The sequence below is a fragment of the Mesorhizobium sp. B2-3-13 genome (assembly GCF_006442195.1).
In the GTDB taxonomy this organism is placed as follows: domain Bacteria; phylum Pseudomonadota; class Alphaproteobacteria; order Rhizobiales; family Rhizobiaceae; genus Mesorhizobium; species Mesorhizobium salmacidum.
Genome location: NZ_VFVQ01000005.1, coordinates 240,964 through 258,006, shown reverse-complemented (window position 1 = coordinate 258,006; position 17,043 = coordinate 240,964). Strand labels below are relative to the sequence as shown.

18 protein-coding genes, 1 tRNA gene and 1 pseudogene are annotated in these 17,043 nt (G+C 63.4%); 9 read left to right on the top strand and 11 right to left on the bottom strand.

Going from position 1 to position 17,043, the window contains the following annotated elements:
- Together FJ941_RS08640 and FJ941_RS08635 are read left to right on the top strand one after the other, a co-directional pair.
- Entirely contained in the window at positions 1 to 1,668 is a 1,668-nt protein-coding gene (locus FJ941_RS08640; protein WP_140504743.1) for an ABC transporter ATP-binding protein, read from the top strand.
- A 19-nt stretch (positions 1,669 to 1,687) separates the two neighbouring features.
- Positions 1,688 to 3,058: an alpha-glucosidase/alpha-galactosidase gene (locus FJ941_RS08635; protein ID WP_140504741.1), complete on the top strand. Its 1,371-nt coding sequence runs from the start codon at positions 1,688 to 1,690 to the stop codon at positions 3,056 to 3,058.
- Positions 3,059 to 3,090: 32 nt separating this feature from the next.
- On the opposite strand, the gene yacG is transcribed toward FJ941_RS08635, so the two are convergent.
- The 9 genes from yacG to FJ941_RS08585 form a co-directional block, all read right to left on the bottom strand.
- Complete coding sequence (yacG, locus tag FJ941_RS08630; protein WP_140504739.1) at positions 3,091 to 3,288, bottom strand: DNA gyrase inhibitor YacG; 198 nt, start codon at positions 3,286 to 3,288, stop codon at positions 3,091 to 3,093.
- Complete coding sequence (locus FJ941_RS08625) at positions 3,285 to 3,911, bottom strand: Maf-like protein (RefSeq protein WP_140504737.1); 627 nt, start codon at positions 3,909 to 3,911, stop codon at positions 3,285 to 3,287. The genes yacG and FJ941_RS08625 overlap by 4 nt, the downstream gene beginning before the upstream one ends.
- 18 nt (positions 3,912 to 3,929) lie before the next feature.
- On the bottom strand, positions 3,930 to 4,148 hold the full coding sequence (infA, locus tag FJ941_RS08620) for a translation initiation factor IF-1 (protein WP_006329283.1): 219 nt from the start codon (positions 4,146 to 4,148) through the stop codon (positions 3,930 to 3,932).
- Positions 4,149 to 4,345: 197 nt separating this feature from the next.
- Entirely contained in the window at positions 4,346 to 4,816 is a 471-nt protein-coding gene (locus FJ941_RS08610; RefSeq protein ID WP_140504733.1) for a low molecular weight phosphatase family protein, read from the bottom strand.
- Entirely contained in the window at positions 4,804 to 5,289 is a 486-nt protein-coding gene (locus FJ941_RS08605; RefSeq protein WP_140504731.1) for a UPF0262 family protein, read from the bottom strand. Before FJ941_RS08605 ends, FJ941_RS08610 begins: the two co-directional genes overlap by 13 nt.
- Positions 5,290 to 5,295: 6 nt before the next feature.
- Positions 5,296 to 6,588 (bottom strand): histidinol dehydrogenase, encoded by a 1,293-nt coding sequence (hisD, locus tag FJ941_RS08600; RefSeq protein WP_140504729.1) that lies wholly within the window; start codon positions 6,586 to 6,588, stop codon positions 5,296 to 5,298.
- Between the two features lie 7 nt (positions 6,589 to 6,595).
- Positions 6,596 to 7,027, bottom strand: coding sequence for a DUF2948 family protein (locus FJ941_RS08595; RefSeq protein ID WP_140504728.1), 432 nt, complete (start codon positions 7,025 to 7,027; stop codon positions 6,596 to 6,598).
- Between the two features lie 198 nt (positions 7,028 to 7,225).
- A complete protein-coding gene (murA, locus tag FJ941_RS08590; RefSeq protein ID WP_027146553.1) occupies positions 7,226 to 8,518 on the bottom strand; it encodes a UDP-N-acetylglucosamine 1-carboxyvinyltransferase in 1,293 nt (430 codons plus the stop codon).
- A 130-nt stretch (positions 8,519 to 8,648) separates the two neighbouring features.
- Positions 8,649 to 8,825: a hypothetical protein gene (locus tag FJ941_RS08585; RefSeq protein ID WP_140504726.1), complete on the bottom strand. Its 177-nt coding sequence runs from the start codon at positions 8,823 to 8,825 to the stop codon at positions 8,649 to 8,651.
- A gap of 161 nt (positions 8,826 to 8,986) precedes the next feature.
- Between FJ941_RS08585 and FJ941_RS08580 the strand changes: the two genes are divergently transcribed.
- From FJ941_RS08580 to FJ941_RS08565, 4 genes are all read left to right on the top strand, one after another.
- Positions 8,987 to 9,061 (top strand) — tRNA-Thr (locus FJ941_RS08580).
- Between the two features lie 296 nt (positions 9,062 to 9,357).
- Complete coding sequence (locus FJ941_RS08575; protein WP_140504724.1) at positions 9,358 to 10,752, top strand: multicopper oxidase family protein; 1,395 nt, start codon at positions 9,358 to 9,360, stop codon at positions 10,750 to 10,752.
- Between the two features lie 168 nt (positions 10,753 to 10,920).
- Complete coding sequence (locus FJ941_RS08570; RefSeq protein ID WP_140504722.1) at positions 10,921 to 12,237, top strand: NAD(P)H-dependent oxidoreductase; 1,317 nt, start codon at positions 10,921 to 10,923, stop codon at positions 12,235 to 12,237.
- The gene (locus FJ941_RS08565) at positions 12,237 to 12,629 is read left to right on the top strand and encodes a type II toxin-antitoxin system VapC family toxin (protein WP_140504721.1); all 393 of its coding nucleotides are present in this window, start codon (positions 12,237 to 12,239) and stop codon (positions 12,627 to 12,629) included. Before FJ941_RS08570 ends, FJ941_RS08565 begins: the two co-directional genes overlap by 1 nt.
- A gap of 13 nt (positions 12,630 to 12,642) precedes the next feature.
- Here FJ941_RS08565 and proC read toward each other — a convergent pair whose 3' ends face one another.
- Positions 12,643 to 13,458 (bottom strand): pyrroline-5-carboxylate reductase, encoded by an 816-nt coding sequence (gene proC, locus FJ941_RS08560; protein WP_140504719.1) that lies wholly within the window; start codon positions 13,456 to 13,458, stop codon positions 12,643 to 12,645.
- A 94-nt stretch (positions 13,459 to 13,552) separates the two neighbouring features.
- Positions 13,553 to 13,697 (bottom strand): annotated as a pseudogene (locus FJ941_RS29395) (O-antigen ligase family protein); the annotation flags it as partial.
- Positions 13,698 to 13,860: 163 nt separating this feature from the next.
- On the opposite strand from FJ941_RS29395, the gene FJ941_RS08550 reads away from it, so the two are divergent.
- The 3 genes from FJ941_RS08550 to FJ941_RS08540 all read left to right on the top strand — a co-directional run bounded on the left by FJ941_RS08550 (position 13,861) and on the right by FJ941_RS08540 (position 16,980).
- Complete coding sequence (locus tag FJ941_RS08550) at positions 13,861 to 14,871, top strand: hypothetical protein (RefSeq protein WP_140504717.1); 1,011 nt, start codon at positions 13,861 to 13,863, stop codon at positions 14,869 to 14,871.
- Between the two features lie 182 nt (positions 14,872 to 15,053).
- Complete coding sequence (folD, locus tag FJ941_RS08545) at positions 15,054 to 15,953, top strand: bifunctional methylenetetrahydrofolate dehydrogenase/methenyltetrahydrofolate cyclohydrolase FolD (RefSeq protein WP_140504715.1); 900 nt, start codon at positions 15,054 to 15,056, stop codon at positions 15,951 to 15,953.
- 28 nt (positions 15,954 to 15,981) lie between these two features.
- Entirely contained in the window at positions 15,982 to 16,980 is a 999-nt protein-coding gene (locus FJ941_RS08540; RefSeq protein ID WP_032922464.1) for a GlxA family transcriptional regulator, read from the top strand.
- The last annotated feature ends 63 nt before the right edge of the window (positions 16,981 to 17,043 follow it).

Genomic DNA, 17,043 nt, shown 5'->3' with positions numbered 1-17,043 from the left:
ATGACCATTGTACTCGCCGAGCCCTTCGCACCAGCTTTCCGCCTTGACCATGATGGGCGCCAGGGAGAGCCCGTCATCGATGCCCGCAACATCGAGGTGGCCTTCAAGGTCGAACACGGTGTCGTCGAGGCGGTCAAGGACATCTCGTTTCAGCTCTATCGCGGCGAGACGATCGCGATCGTCGGCGAATCCGGTTCCGGCAAGTCGGTGACGGCGCGCACCGTCATGGGGCTGCTGTCGCGCCGCGCCACCGTGTCGCCGAAATCGAGCATCTGTTACGACGGGCGGGACATCCTGAAATTTTCCGAAAGCGCCCGGCGCAAGCTGCGCGGCAACCGCATCTCGATGATTTTCCAGGAGCCGATGAGCTCGCTCAATCCGATCTATACGGTCGGCAGCCAGATCGTCGAAGCAATCCGGGTGCATCGCAAGGTGAGCCGCAAGCAAGCCTGGGCGCGGGCGCTAGAGCTGCTGCGGCATGTGCAGATCCCCGAACCCGAAGCGCGGCTCAAACAATATCCGCACCAGCTCTCGGGCGGGCAGCGGCAGCGCGTGATGATCGCCATGGCGCTCGCCAACGATCCCGACGTGCTGATCGCCGATGAGCCGACGACCGCGCTTGATGTCACGGTCCAGGCGCAGATCCTCAACCTGATCCGCAATCTGCAGAAAGAGCTGCGGATGGCGGTGATCCTGATCACCCACGATCTCACCGTGGTGCGCAAGTTTTCGGACTACGTCTATGTGATGCAGCATGGCGAAATGTGCGAGCACAACGTCACCGAACGGCTCTTCGCCGCTCCGCGGCATCCCTACACCCAGCGGCTGCTTGCCTCCGAGCCACGCGGCCGGCCGCAACCGCTGCCCGAGGGCAGCGGCACCATCCTCGAGGCGAACGGCGTGCGCGTCTGCTTCATGCTGCGCCATGGAACGTTCCTGAAGCCGGACTGGCGCGAACTGGTTGCCGTCGACGACCTCGACCTCAAGCTTTGCCGCCACGAGACGCTGGGACTGGTCGGCGAATCCGGTTCTGGCAAGACCACATTCGGCCAGGCGCTGCTGAGGTTGGCCGACGCCAAACGCGGCGAGATCCGCTTCGATGGCCAGCCTATCCATGGCCTGTCGCGAGGCGAGATGCGCCCGCTGCGTTCGCGCATGCAGATCGTCTTCCAGGATCCGTTCTCCTCGCTCAACCCGCGCATGACGATCGGCCAGATCATCGAGGAAGGGCTGATCGTCAACAGCATCGGCGCGACACGGCGCGAGCGGGTCGAGCGGGTGCGCGAGGCACTGGTCAGTGCCGGCATGCCGGGCGATATCCTGTCGCGGTTTCCGCATGAGTTCTCCGGTGGCCAGCGCCAGCGTATCGCGATTGCGCGGGCCATCGCACTCGAACCCGAATTCATCCTGCTCGACGAGCCGACATCGGCGCTCGACCTCTCCGTCCAGGCGCAGATCATCGACCTGCTGCGCAAGCTGCAGGACGAGCGTGGTCTGAGCTATCTCTTCATCTCGCACGACCTCAAGGTGGTGCGCGCGCTGTGCCACCGCGTCATCGTCATGCAGCACGGCAAGATCGTCGAGCAGGGCCCTGTCGACGAGGTCCTCACCAATTCCAAGACCGCCTACACCGAACGGCTCGTCAGGGCCGCTTTCGACGTGGCCTGAACACATGCCGGAGGTTACATTGGCAAGACATCCCAGGATCACTTTCATCGGCGCCGGTTCGACGGTGTTCATGAAGAACATCGTCGGCGACGTGCTGCAGCGCCCGGCACTTTCGGGCGCCACGATCGCGCTGATGGACATCAATCCGCAGCGGCTGGAAGAAAGCGCCGTCGTCGTCAACAAGCTGATCGCCACACTCGGCGTCAAGGCGAAGGCCGAGACCTACACGGACCAGCGCAAGGCGCTGGCGGGCGCCGATTTCGTCGTCGTCGCCTTCCAGATCGGCGGCTATGAGCCCTGCACCGTCACGGATTTCGAGGTGCCGAAGAGATACGGGCTGCGCCAGACGATCGCCGATACGCTCGGTGTCGGCGGCATCATGCGGGGCCTGAGGACCGTGCCGCATCTGTGGAAGATCTGCGAGGACATGCTTGCAGTCTGCCCGCAGGCGATCATGCTGCAATACGTCAACCCGATGGCGATCAACACCTGGGCGATCTCAGAGAAATATCCCGAGATCAGGCAGGTCGGGCTGTGCCACTCGGTGCAAGGCACGGCGATGGAACTGGCGCACGACCTCGACCTTCCTTACGACGAGATTCGTTACCGCTCGGCTGGTATCAACCACATGGCCTTCTACCTGAAGTTCGAGCATCGCCAGCCGGACGGATCCTACCGCGACCTCTATCCCGATCTCGTGCGCGCCTATCGCGAAGGCCGCGCGCCGAAGCCCGGCTGGAACCCGCGCTGCCCCAACAAGGTGCGTTACGAGATGCTGACGCGGCTGGGCTATTTCGTCACCGAAAGCTCGGAGCATTTTGCCGAATACACGCCCTATTTCATCAAGGACGGCCGCCCCGATTTGATCGAGAAATACGGCATTCCGCTCGATGAATACCCCAAGCGCTGCATCGAGCAGATCGAGCGCTGGAAGGACCAGGCGCAGGCGTATAGCTCGGCCCAACGTATCGAGGTCGAGGAGTCCAAGGAGTATGCCTCCTCGATCATGAATTCGGTCTGGACCGGTGAGCCGTCGGTGATCTACGGCAATGTCCGCAACAATGGCTGCATCACCTCGCTGCCCCGCGATTGCGCGGCCGAAGTGCCGTGCCTGGTCGATGCGTCCGGCATCCAGCCGACCTATATAGGCGACCTGCCGCCGCAATTGACGGCGCTGATCCGTACCAACATCAACCTGCAGGAACTGACGGTGCGGGCGCTGATGACGGAAAACCGCGAACACATCTATCACGCGGCGATGATGGACCCGCACACGGCGGCCGAACTCGACCTCGACCAGATCTGGTCATTGGTCGACGATCTCCTGGCCGCCCACGGCGACTGGCTTCCGGCCTGGGCGCGTGGTGATCGCAAGAACCAGGCCGCCTGACCGGCGGCCCTGGCTTCATTTCGGCCCTGGCTTCATTTAGGCTCGTCGGCGTCCGGTTCTTCCTCGTCGTCGCGAGCGGAGATGACATAGGCGCCCTTCAGCCAGCGGTTGAGGTCGATGTCCTTGCAGCGCGTCGAGCAGAACGGATAAGTCTCGCGCGCCGACGGCTTGCCGCATTCGGGGCAAGGGCGCTTGGGCCGCAGTGGCGTGACTTTGTCGTCCGCGCTCATGGTCGCGCGGACAACCAGTTTTGATGGGTCTTGAAACCTTCGCCCGACAGCAGCGCCGCCGTCTCATAGAGCGGCAGGCCGACAATATTGGTGTAGGAGCCGACGAGCTTGACGACGAAGGAGCCGGCGAGACCCTGGACGGCATAGCCGCCGGCCTTGCCCCGCCATTCGCCCGAGGCGACATAGGCGTCGATTTCCTCGCGTGGCAGCCGCTTGAAACGCACCCGCGTCTCGACCAGCCGCTGGCGCATTTTGCCCCCCGGCGTGATCAGGCAGATGCCGGAATAAACCCGGTGCGAACGGCCGGACAACAGCCCGAGGCAGTTGGCGGCGTCATCCAGTGTCTCGGCTTTGGGCAGGATGCGTCGCCCGACGGCGACCACCGTGTCGGCCGCCAGCACAAAGCTTGGCGCATAGTCGGTCTCGGCCTTCAGCGATGCGAACGCCTTCTCGGCCTTTTCCTTCGACAGCCGTTTGGCCAGCGAGCGCGGATGCTCGGCACGCAGCGGCGTTTCGTCGATATCGGCTGGCAGGATGCGGTCCGGCTCGATGCCGGCCTGCTGCAAGAGTTCGATGCGACGCGGCGAACCCGAGGCAAGCACCAGCTTATGCAAAATGCTCATCGCGCTCGGGTCTTGATCTTATTTGAAACGGTAGGTGATGCGGCCCTTGGTCAGGTCGTATGGCGTCATCTCGACCAGAACCTTGTCGCCGGTCAGCACGCGGATGCGGTTCTTGCGCATGCGGCCGGCCGTATGGGCGATAATCTCGTGTTCGTTTTCGAGCTTTACCCTGAACATCGCGTTGGGCAACAATTCCGTGACGATACCCGGAAACTCGAGGACTTCTTCCTTCGGCATTCGATACCTTTGCTTGGATGACAGTTCCGGCGCCTAGAGCATGATGCCGAAAAGTGTGAAGCGGTTTTCCGACGACATCACGCTCTACTTCTTTGACCTAGAGTCGGATGATTTCAGGTCGGACAGACCTGAAATCATCCGACTCCAGCCGGAATTTCGGCGGAACCTATATGATAATCGTGCGCTTGTGAACACGCTTAATCCGTCGCGTTTTTTGCTTCGGGAAGCAAAAAACGTCGGCTTATGCGTAACTTCAGCCGCTCGCGCACGTCGCGATAGCTTGCCATGATCTGTTCACGCGTGCCGTCGGCACCGGTCGGGTCCGGCGTCGGCCAGTATTCCACCTCGACGGCAAGCGAGCGGGTGAGTTCGAGTGCCGCATGGTGCGCCTCCGGCGCCAGTGTCACGATCAGGTCGAAATAGTCGTCCTCGAGATCATCCAGCGTCCGTGGATGGCGTTCGCCCAGCGTCAGACCGTCTTCGGCAAGCACGGCATCGACGAACGGGTCGCGCTCGCCGGCGCGCACACCCGCCGAGGCGACGAAAATGGTAGCGGGAAGCATCCGGCGCGCCAGCTGCTCGGCCATTGGCGAGCGCACGGCATTCATGCCGCACAGGAACAGGACCGAGCGGGGCAGGGCGCCGGCGACCAGGATCAGCCCCGCCAGTGCAGCACGCAGACCAGCGTGAACAGCCGTCGCGCCGTGTCGAAGTCGATGTCGATCTTGCCGGAGAGCCGATCCATCAGCGTCTGCGAGCCCTCATTGTGCAGGCCACGGCGGCCCATGTCGATCGCCTCGATGTGGCTCGGCGTCGAGGAGCGGATGGCGTCGTAGTAGCTCTCGCAGATCATATAGTAGTCCTTGACGATGCGCCTGAGCGGCGTCAGCGACAGGATGTGGGTGACGACGGCGGCGCCGTCCTCGCGCGCCACGGCAAAGACCAGGCGGGACTCGGCCAGCGACAGCTTCAGCCGGTAAGGACCTGTACCGCTGTCGTTGACAGGCTTAAAACTGTTCTCCTCGATCAGGTCGAAGATCGCCACCGCCCGTTCATGCTCGACATCGGGCGTCGAACGGCCGATCGATTCATCGAGTTCGACATCGATCAGTTTTGCGCGGGTTTGATCGTGGCCCGTCATGCCGGCCTACATGTTCAGACGTATGGCGACAGAGCGGCCATGCGCGTCGAGCCCTTCCGCCTGAGCGAGTGCGATCGCCGCCGGTGCCAGCATGCGCAACTGCTCCGGCCCGAGCTTCAGGACCGAGGTGCGCTTGACGAAGTCGAGCACGGAAAGGCCCGACGAGAAGCGCGCCGAGCGCGCCGTCGGCAGCACATGGTTGGAGCCGCCGACATAGTCGCCGATGACCTCGGGCGTGTGGCGGCCGAGAAAAACCGCGCCGGCGTTGCGCATCCTTGCGAGGAAGCCCTCGGCATCGTCGATGGCCAGTTCGACATGTTCGGCGGCGATACGGTCGACCAGCGGCAGCGACGCCTCGATCGTTTCGACCTCGATCACCGCGCCGAAATCGCGCCAGCTCGCCGCCGCCGTTTCCGCGCGCGACAGGCTCTGCAACTGGCGTTCGACCGCTTGTTCAACCGCTTTGCCGAAAGCCGGGTTGTCGGTGATCAGGATCGACTGCGACGACACGTCATGCTCGGCCTGGGCAAGCAGGTCCGCCGCGATCCACTCCGGATCATTGCCGCCGTCGGCCACCACAAGCACCTCCGACGGCCCGGCGATCATGTCGATGCCGACAGTGCCGAACACCCGCCGCTTGGCCGCGGCGACATAGGCATTGCCGGGGCCGACGATCTTTGCCACCGGCTTGATCGTCTGCGTTCCATAGGCAAGTGCCGCGATCGCCTGCGCGCCGCCGACGCGGTAGATTTCGGAGACGCCTGATATATCCGCCGCCACCAGCACCAGCGGGTTGACGATGCCGTGCGGTGCCGGCACGACCATGACGATGCGCTCGACGCCGGCTACCTTGGCCGGCACGGCGTTCATAAGCACCGAGCTCGGATAGCTTGCCGTGCCGCCCGGCACATAGAGCCCGACCGCCTCGATCGCGGTCCAGCGCGAGCCGAGCTCGACGCCGGCGGCATCCGTGTAGCGTTCGTCCTGCGGCTTTTGCCGCTGGTGGTGGGACCGGATGCGGTCACGCGCGAATTTCAGCGCCTCGACCGTGGCCGGATCGGCCTCGGCATAGGCGCCGGCGATGTGTTCCGCCGAGACGGCAACGCCGAGTTCGGCGAGGTCGCCTCCGCCGAATTTCTTCGTGTAGTCGATCAGTGCCGCGTCGCCCTCGGCACGCACGCGCGCGATGATGTCGCGCACCACGGCGTCGACATCGGCCGATACCTCGCGCTTGGTCAGGAGAAACGCGGCGAAACGCTGCTCGAAATCGGCGTCGGACTGGCGAAGCGTGATGGCCATCGTATGCTCAAGCCCTGTGTATGGGGCGCGACGTGGCTTCCCACGCGCCGCCAATATCGGCAAGGCGGGCCTCGATGCATTCGACATCGAGCATGATCGTGCCGCCGCCCGAAAAGATCAGTTCGACGATGCCCGCGGGCTTGCTGATCTCGATGAAGCTGATCGCCAGCAGGGAGAGGATTTCGGCCGGCTTGTCGCGCGCGATGCCGTTGGTCTTGGCGCCCAGCACCCGGTCGAAATGCAGCACGGCCTGCCGTCGCTCATTATGTTGGCGAAACAGGCCGGATTTGGCTTCCCACACGAAACGGTTCATGGTCAGCACGAAACGCTTGGCTTTGGGCAGGAATTCGAGGTCCGAGACCTTCATCACGGCGTCCTGGAGATGGGCCGAGACGATGCTCAGATCCTGGTCGTCGAGCGCGATGAGTTTTAAGACCATGCGGATTTCATACCTAGAGGTTGGCAACCAGCCTTTCTGTTAGGCGGTCTTTCCGATCGGTGCAACCGCGCCAAGAATGCTGCCAGAGGCAATTGCCTCAGGTTTTGCACCCCTCATCGGCCCTGCCGGCACTTCTCCCCCGCATAGTGGCGGGAGAAGGACGCTTCGCAGATGATTTCGCCAAGCGACCGTGGATCGTTAAGCCGAAATACGCTCGATCACCGCGCCGCAATTGGAAAGCTTTTCCTCCAGCCGCTCGAAACCGCGGTCGAGGTGATAGACGCGATTGACCGTGGTCTCGCCTTCGGCCGCCAGGCCAGCGATGACCAGCGAGACGGATGCGCGAAGATCGGTCGCCATGACCGGCGCGCCTTTCAGCTTCGCCACGCCGTCGACGATCGCCGTCTGGCCCGAAAGCGTGATGTGGGCGCCGAGCCGAGCCAGTTCCTGGACGTGCATGAAGCGGTTTTCGAAGATCGTCTCGGTGATGCGCGACTTGCCCTTGGCCATGGTCATAAGACCCATGAACTGCGCCTGCAGGTCGGTCGGGAAGGCCGGGAAGGGCGCCGTCGTCACATCGACCGGCGAAATGCCGGCGCCATTGCGCCTCACGCGGATGCCGGAATTGGTCTGCGTGATCTCCGCGCCCGTCTGGGAAATCACGTCGAGCGCCGTCTGCAGCAGCTCCGGCCGCGCGCCTTCGAGCACAACGTCGCCGCCGGTCATCGCCACAGCCATGGCATAGGTGCCGGTCTCGATGCGGTCGGGGATGACGCGCACGCGCGCGCCCGACAGCGCTTCAACGCCGTCGATGGTGATGGTCGGCGTGCCGGCGCCGGAAATCCTGGCGCCCATGGCGTTGAGGCATTCGGCGAGGTTGACGATCTCGGGCTCGCAGGCGGCGTTTTCGAGCACCGTCTCGCCCTTGGCGAGCGATGCCGCCATCATCAGCACATGGGTGGCGCCGACCGAGACCTTGGGGAAGGCGTAACGGTTGCCGACGAGGCGGCCATTCCGGGTCTTGGCGATGACATAGCCGGTATCGACATCGATATCGGCGCCCAGCGCCTGCAGGCCTTCGAGGAACAGATCGACCGGACGCGTGCCGATGGCGCAGCCGCCGGGCAGCGAGACCTTGGCCTCGCCCATCCGGGCCAGCAGCGGCCCGATCACCCAGAACGAGGCGCGCATCTTGGACACCAGCTCGTAAGGGGCGGTGGTATCGACGATGTTGCGGGCGGAGAAGTTGATGGTGCGCGAATAGCCCTCATTCTGCTTCTCGCGGCGGCCATTGACCGAATAGTCGACGCCGTGATTGCCGAGGATGCGGATCAGTTGCTCGACATCGGCCAGATGCGGCACGTTTTCGAGTGTCAGCGTATCGTCGGTCAGAAGCGAGGCGATCATCAGCGGCAGAGCGGCGTTTTTGGCGCCCGAGATCGGAATGCTTCCGGCAAGCTTGTTGCCGCCGACAATTCTGATGCGATCCATTAGAGAATGTCCCTCTCAGCCAGAAAAGGCCGGTTCAATCGTTTGAGTGTATCGGCCCGTCTAGACCATTGACCAATGTGGTTCAAGAAATAGGATTCGCCCACCCCGGCCCAAGAGTGGCCGATTTGAGTTAATCTTTCTTCATTTCCTTGGCCGCGCCGAGCCCGTCGGGCCGTTGGTCGGCCTCACCTGTGCGGCGCGAGCGCGACTGCGCCTTGCGCTTCTGCAGATTGGCGCGCAACTGCTCGGCGAGCCGGCTCTTGCGGGTTGTTTCGCTGCTTTTCGGTGGATTTGTCTTGTCGTTCATCATCCCGCCCCGGTTGGCGACCAGCCAACCCGCCATTCAGGGATAGCCAACATTGTGGCGCCGCCATGTCATGGAAAGCTATCCGGCAAAGGCTTTCACAGAAGCGTTGTTCTTGGCCTTGCGCTTGCCGGTTCGATATGGCAGAAGCCCCGCCATCAGCGGCTGCGGTAGCTCAGTGGTAGAGCACTCCCTTGGTAAGGGAGAGGTCGAGAGTTCAATCCTCTCTCGCAGCACCAGATTTTCCCGAATCGACCACTCGTTGCGCTGGCGCTTCGAGGCTATTCGTCGCTAGCAGGCGAATGAAGGCATGCGCCGGAATCCGTGGATTGCCCATGGCGTTTGTTCTTTTGCCTTACCGGGATGATCAGCCTACGCCACCGACCAGCCGCCATCGTGAATTCCGGCATGCCCTGCCGGCCGAGTTGACGCCGGCATGTCCTGCGCTCGGCAGGTTTCATTGGCAAGGAGGGACCGTTCCCTGCTATTGCCCCAGGAATTCCGGGGCAACCGTCTGCCCCCCATGGAGCGTCAGATGGCCGTACTCACACGCCGCTCACTTCTGAAAACGGCAGCGTTTGCTGGCGCGAGCGGGCTCGGGCTTGCCGCCATGGGCAGGATTGGCGGCCGGGCGGCGTCCGCGCCTGAGCCGATGGTGCTGCGGACGGCGAAAACCCAGGCGAAGCTGATGGATGTCGGCCAGACCAACAACGTGCTGACTTACGGCAACGCCGGAATGCCGCCGGTGCTCAGGATGAAGAAAGGCGAACCCTTCGCCGCGCGCCTCGTCAACGCCATCGACGATCCGACGACCATCCACTGGCACGGCATTCGCCTGCCGAACAAGATGGATGGCGTGCCCTTCCTGGTGCAGCCTTACGTCTACACCGGCGATCATTTTGACTATGCCTTCACGCCGCCCGACGCCGGCACCTTCTGGTATCATCCGCATTGCAACACGCTGGAGCAGATGGGGCACGGCCTGACCGGTGTGATCGTGGTCGAAAACCCGAACGATCCGAAATTCGACGCCGAATTTGTCCTCAACCTGCGCGACTGGCGCCTTGGCGACGACGCTCAGTTTATCGACCAGTTCCGACCGCGCGATGCGGCCAGGACCGGCACTTACGGCACGGTGCGCACGGCGAACTGGCTCGACCAGCCACAATATGACGCGCCGGCCGGCGGGTTGGTGCGGCTGCGCGTTGCAATCACCGATGTCACCCGAATCTACGCCTTTCGCGTCGACGGCGCCGAAGCTGATGTCATCGCGCTGGACGGCAACCCGGTGCCGCGGCGTTTTGCACCCGACGCCCTATTGATCGGACCCGGTCAGCGTCTGGAACTCGCTGTCCGCATGCCCGACAACGAGGGCGCGCTTGTGACCTTGCGGGACGTCAGGGGCACCAAGCCGAAAGCCTTGGCGACGCTGCGCGCGGTTGGAGCTTCCCTCAAACGCGACAGCCGCGATCTCGCACCGCTGGAGGCCAATCCGGTGGCCGAGGTCGATCTCACCACTGCCCAGCATATTTCGCTGACGCTCAGCGCAACGGCGGAGAACGTTCCGAGCGACAGCATCTGCGGCTCGCTCGGCTACAGTTTCTGGGCCATCAACAAAGTGCCGTGGCCGGGCGATACGCCCGATCCGACCGCGCCCTTGGCCGAACTGAAGCTCGGCAAAAGCTACATCATCGACATGGAAAACCTGACGCCGCAATCGCATCCGATGCATTTGCATGGCATGAGCTTCAAAGTGTTGTCATCCTCGCCGCGTCCGGTGCAGCCGCTGATTTCGGACACTTATCTCATCCAACCCAATGAGAAGGTGAGCCTGGGCTTCGTCGCCGACAATCCCGGCGACTGGCTGCTGCACTGCCATATCATCGAGCATCAGAAATCAGGCATGACGAGCTACGTCAGGGTGGTTTGAAGCCGTCACGACAATGTCAATTCGCAACCCTGGGCCAATAATTCGCGGCGAAAGCGGATTTTCCCGGCGATTCCCTTGGAAATCGCCGGTCGCGAGTGGTTTCGTTGGCACAGGGGACCAGCCCCTGCTAATTCGGCCCCAAATCAAGAAGCTGTGGACATTCCCTGCATGACCAATGTCGCTTTGACGGGACTTGCCCGCGATCTCGCCAGACGCGCCGCCGAGGGCCGCCCCGTGCGCATCGGCGTCATCGGCTCGGGCGAAATGGGCACCGACCTGGTCACGCAAGGCATGCTGATGCCGGGCATTTCGGTCTGTGCCGTCTCGACCCGGCGCCCGCACACCGCGCGTGACGCCATCCGCATCGCCTATGGCGACGAGGCGATGGCGGTCGAAGCCGACACCGCATCGAAAGTCACAGACGCCATCGAAAGCGGCAGGATCGCCATCACCTCGAACGAGATGCTGGTGACCAATCCACTGATCGACGTGGTCATCGACGCCACGGGAAAACCCGGCGTTGCCGCCGATTTCGACCTGATGGCGATGGAGCATGGCAAGCATCTGGTGATGATGAATGTCGAGGCCGACGTCACCATCGGCTGCTATCTCAAGCAGCAGGCCGACCGGCTTGGCGTCGTCTATTCGGTCGGCGCCGGCGACGAGCCGTCAAGCTGCATGGAACTGATCGAGTTCGCGTCCGCACTCGGCCTGACCATCGTCTCGGCCGGCAAGGGCAAGAACAACCCGCTCAACCATGATGCCGTGCCCGACGATTATCGCGACGAGGCGGCCCGCCGCAACATGAACCCGCGCATGCTGGTCGAATTCGTCGATGGCTCCAAGACCATGGTCGAGATGTGCGCCATCGCCAATGCGACCGGACTGGTGCCCGACGTGCCTGGCATGCACGGCCCCAAGGCCGACCGCGACGACCTCGTCAAGGTGCTGATCCCGCGCGAGGACGGTGGCCTCCTGCTGAAAAAGGGCGTTGTCGATTACACGATCGGCAAGGGTGTGGCGCCTGGTGTCTTCGTCATCGTCGAGGCGACGCATCCGCGCATCATCGAGCGCATGGATGACCTGCATATCGGCCATGGCCCCTATTACAGCCTGTTTCGACCATATCACCTGACCTCGTTGGAAGTGCCTCTGACAGCGGCCCGCATCGTGCTGTTCGGCAAGCCCGACATGGTGCCGCTGCCGAGGCCGGTCGCCGAGGTCTGCGCCGTCGCCAAGCGCGATCTCGCCGCTGGCGAGACCTTCGATGCGATCGGCGAAACCTGCTATCGCTCCTGGACCATGACCGTCGGCGAAGCCCGCGCCCAACACGCCGTCCCGGTCGGCCTGCTCGAGGGCGGCAAGGTGCTGAAACCGGTCAGGAAAGGCGAGTTGCTGACCGCCGACAATGCAGCGCCCGACCAGACGACCAGGTTGTTTGCGCTGCGCCGGCTGCAAGATGAGATGCTGTGGGGACATCCCTGATGTTCGTCGACACCTCCGTAATCGTCGCAATTCTTTCGGGAGAAGGGGATGCCGGCGAGTGGAGCGATCGGATCGCGGCTGCACCTCACAAGATTACGTCCGCGCTGGTTGTGCTCGAAGCGTCGATGCGGCCTTCTACGATGCTTGCTGTCGAACCGGTGGTCGCGGAAATGGCGATTGAGGCGCTTCTGCGCGAGGCCGAAATCGAAATTGTGCCGATCGACGCCGGCGATGCCAAATTGGCGATCCGGACGTTTTCGGACTATGGAAAGGGACGTGGGCATCCCGCGCAGCTCAATCTTGCCGATTGCCTATCCTACGCCTGCGCAAAGAGCCACCGCTCGGCGTTGCTCTACAAGGGCAACGACTTTTCGCACACGGATCTCGCCTAGCGAGATGTTCGCTCTACTTGCCCAGTTCGATCGACCTTAGTCGCGCCGCTTCCACCGCTTGCGTGAGCAGATTGGTCAGCCGGTCCTCGCCCATCAGCACGCCAAGCGCGGCCGCCGTCGTGCCGTTGGGGCTGGTCACCTGCTGGCGCAGCACACCCGGATCCTCGCGGCTTTCGGCGGCGAGCGATGCGGCGCCGTAGACGGTCTGCATGGCAAGCAGCTTGGCGGTTGCCGTCGGGAGCCCGGCCTTCTCGGCGGCAACGGTCAGTGCTTCGATGAAATGGAAGATGTAGGCCGGACCCGATCCGGACACGGCGGTCACCGCATCCATCAGACTCTCGTCATCGATGGTGGTCACTTTGCCGCTGGCCGACAAGAGGTCGGCGACGAAACGCTTGATGTCTCCGGAAACCAGGGGATTGGAAAACACCACCATCATGCCCTTGCCGATGGCAGCCGGCGTGTTGGGCATGCAGCGCGCGATCGGCGCACGGTTGCCCAGGACCTGCTCGAAGGTAGCGACGGGCGTGCCGGCGGCGATGCTTACAAAAGTGGTGCGGCCGTCGCCGAAGCGCTTGTAGGCGGCGGTGACGTCACGGATCACCTGCGGCTTCACGGCGATGACGACGAGTTCAGGCACGGCATCCGCCGGAATACCTCCGGCTTCCGCCGCCGTGCCGCAGCCCAGAGTCGCCGCGCGCTGGCGCAGGTCTCCATTGGGCTCGACCACGAAAACCGCCGAGGGTGCAAGCTTGCCGGACTTCAGCCAGCCCGAGAGCATGGCATAACCCATATTGCCGCAGCCGGCGAGAACAAGCTTGATCGTCATCGAGAGCCCTCCTAGGAAAGGCCATGACATAGACGCTCGCGGATCGGTGGGGAAGCCCTCTCAGGACCGCTGGACGGGCATGCGCACCTCGATCGGCGTTGAGTGCGGTGAACAGCACCACCATCATGAAGCAATCGCCGAGATAGATGTTCTCCTTGCGCAGCGGAATGCGCATGTAGTCGCGCAACTGTGCGATGAGATAGGTCCGCCACGCAAAGGGCAGGGATGCCCATCAGCACGATTCTGAAGCTTTCAGATGTGTTGAAAGTCACCGCAACCATGGCGTGAATTCCTGCCATCATCCTCCGCAAATTAACCTTTTGTTTCCCATGCTTGTTTAGCGTGGCTTAATGAATGGCCGACCGCCGCCGCCAAGCGACTAAAGAGTAAAGCTCCACGACAATGGTCGACAGGAAAAACCGTGAGGACTGGAAGCGCGAGCGCTCCTTGCTGGCGCTTGGCGAGGCCTTGCGTGGCGAGGACGACGCGTCGCTGGTGTCGATAGGAGACCGCGCGGACCCCTCATGGCGCGAGGATGCCGCCACCCGACATCGCCTGGCCCGTTCCCGGCGCGAGACGAAGGCGAGCCCGCCGCAGTCTGTCGCCGGTGAGGCTTCGCGGTTCCCCCCTGACGAGGAGCAGCCGTTTGAAGCCGACGACGCCTGGCGTTCGCGGGGACAGATCGGCACCAGCGATCTGCCACCCGATTTGCCGCGCGCAAGGCTGGCGCCGGAAGAACCTCCAGCGGCGGGTCGCGCTCATGATGCAACCGGATCCCGCGCAACGGGCAGAGCCGGCCCGTCCTCCAATGGCGGTACGGACGAAAGCCCCGGGAGGATCGGCGCACTCATATCGAGATTGCGCAAGGCCATGTCCCGCAAGCCGTGGGCCGAAGCCGACGACCTGTCCAGCGAGTTCGGCCTACCCGCCTTCGCCGACAACGGACGGCCGCCCAACGTTCCGATATTCCCTACGTATCCGAAGCCTGGTTTCGGACCTCGGCAGGCGGCCGGCCTGGATTATTCGCAGTCGCCTTTCCAGCCAGGCCCCGAGGCCGGGTATGGGCGGCAAATGGCGTCGCCCTCGCGCTCGCCCCTGATGCCGCAATGGGGACTGCATCCAGCTCCGCCCTTGCCATCCTCCCCCTATGCGCAGCCGATGGGCTATCCTCCGGCGCAGCCCTGGTCGCAGGCGGGTCATACGCAAGCCACGGCGGGACCCTATGCGGCGCAGATGCCGTACCCGCCGTCGCCCGCTCCGACGCAGCCACCAGCCGCCCCGCATGCGAGGCCGATCCCGGTCAAGGAGGGTGGCGAACAACCATCGGTCGAAGAGATTCGCGCCAGCCTGCGCGAATTCCACGAAGCGGTCCGCGAACTCACGGAAAGCCGCACCCGTCGCCGCTACTTCTGAGCCACCAGATAGGTAGCGGAGGCCGAACAAAACCGTGCCGGTTTCGCGTAAACGGCATGGGAAGGCGCTTTGACGGGATTGCGAGCTTGTATTTTCGTGACAATGCCGCGCTGCAGATTGCCTGCGCCGCTGCATTATGTTCTCGAAAGCGGCGTTGGGCGGAACGACATTGAGGGTGGTCCATGGCCGAAGTGATTGACGGAAAGAGCGTTGCCGAAGACGTGGTGCGATCGGTCAAGGCGCTGACCGCCGAGCTGGTTGTCAAGGGCAAGGCAAAGCCAGGTCTGGCCGTGGTCATCGTCGGCGAGGATCCGGCGAGCCAGGTCTATGTCGCTTCCAAATCCCGCACCGCCAAGGAATGCGGCTTTCACTCGCTTCAGCACACGCTGCCGGCCGAGACGTCAGAGGCGGCACTGCTCAAGCTCATCGCCGAGCTCAACGCCGACCCGGCCATCAACGGTATCCTGGTCCAGCTTCCGCTGCCCGCCCATGTCGATGCCGGCAAGATCATCCAGGCCATCGCGCCGCAGAAAGATGTCGACGGCTTCCATTTCATCAATGTCGGCAAGCTCGGCACCGGCGAACTCGACACGGCGTTCGTTCCCTGCACGCCCGCCGGCTCTATGCTCCTGATCGAGCGCGTGCGCGGCAAGGACCTGTCCGGCCTCAACGCGGTCGTCGTCGGCCGCTCCAACATCGTCGGCAAGCCAATGGCCAATCTGCTGCTTGCCGCCAACTGCACCGTCACCATCGCCCACAGCCGCACCAAGGACCTGCCGGAGCTTGCCCGCACGGCCGACATCCTTGTCGCCGCCGTTGGCCGGCCGGAAATGATCAGGGGTGATTGGGTCAAGCCTGGCGCCACCGTCATTGATGTCGGCATCAACCGCATTCCCGCGCCCGAGAAGGGCAAAGGTAAGTCGCGTCTCGTCGGCGATGTCGCCTATGCCGAAGCGGCCAAGGCGGCGGGCGCGATTACCCCGGTGCCCGGCGGTGTCGGGCCGATGACCATTGCCATGCTGATGGCCAATACGTTAGCTTCGGCCTACCTTGCGGCCGGATTGAAGCGGCCTTCCTTCTGAGCCCGGGTTGACCCTGAAAGCCGCAGCTTTGCCGAATCCCACTATTTCCCCGGAACGGCCGGTCACGAATGATCCCGTTCAAGGAGGCCGGCAGTTCGCTTTCCTGCTGGTCGACAAGTTCTCTATGTTCTCACTGGCCGCCGCGATCGACACGTTCCGGTCGGCAAACCGCCTGCTCGGTCGCGATTTCTACGGTTGGACGACGGTGTCCGCCGATGGCGATCCGGTGATGGCCTCCAACGGCCTGCCGCTCAAGATCGACTACGCCGTCGCCGATCTGCCGCCGGTCGACATACTCTTCGTCTCGGTCGGCCTGACAACGGAATTTCCGGGCAAGAGCAAGGTTCTGGCGGCCTTGCGCAGCTGGGGCCGGCGCGGCAACGCGCTGGGTGCTTTGTCGGTCGGATCCTACCTGCTGGCCGAGGCCGGCCAGCTCGAAGGCTATCGCTGCACCATCCATTGGGAAAACCGCGCCGGCTTCGTCGAGCGCTTTCCCGACATCAACTGCACGGGCAATGTCTTCGAGATCGACCGCAAGCGCTACACCTGCGCCGGCGGCACCACCTCGATCGATCTGATGCTGGAGATCGTGCGCGGCGATTTCGGCTCCAACCTCGCCAATGGCGTCGCCAACCAGTTTCAGCACGAGCGCATCCGCTCCGCCGGAGACCGCCAGCGCGTCGGGCCGGAGCGTGACCTGACGGGCAAGTCGGAGAAGCTCAGGCGCATCGTCGAACTGATGGCCGACCATCTCGACGAGCCGCTGTCGGCGGTACAGCTCGCCAAGTCGGCGGGCCTTTCGGTGCGCCAGGTGGAGCGGCTGTTCCTGCGCCATCTCAACGTCACGCCCGGGCGCTACTATATGCGGCTTCGGCTGGAGCGGGCCCGCGAATTGCTGCGTCAGACCAACATGCCGATCCTCGACGTGGCGATCGCGACCGGCTTCACCTCGCATTCCTATTTTGCCCAGAGCTATCGGCTGCAATTTGGCCGCCCGCCCTCGGAAGAGCGCCGCACCACATACTGAATTAAGTACGCAGAGCCCATGCAAGCTTCGTTACAGCGGTGGCTTGTGTCCCGGCACGCGCTC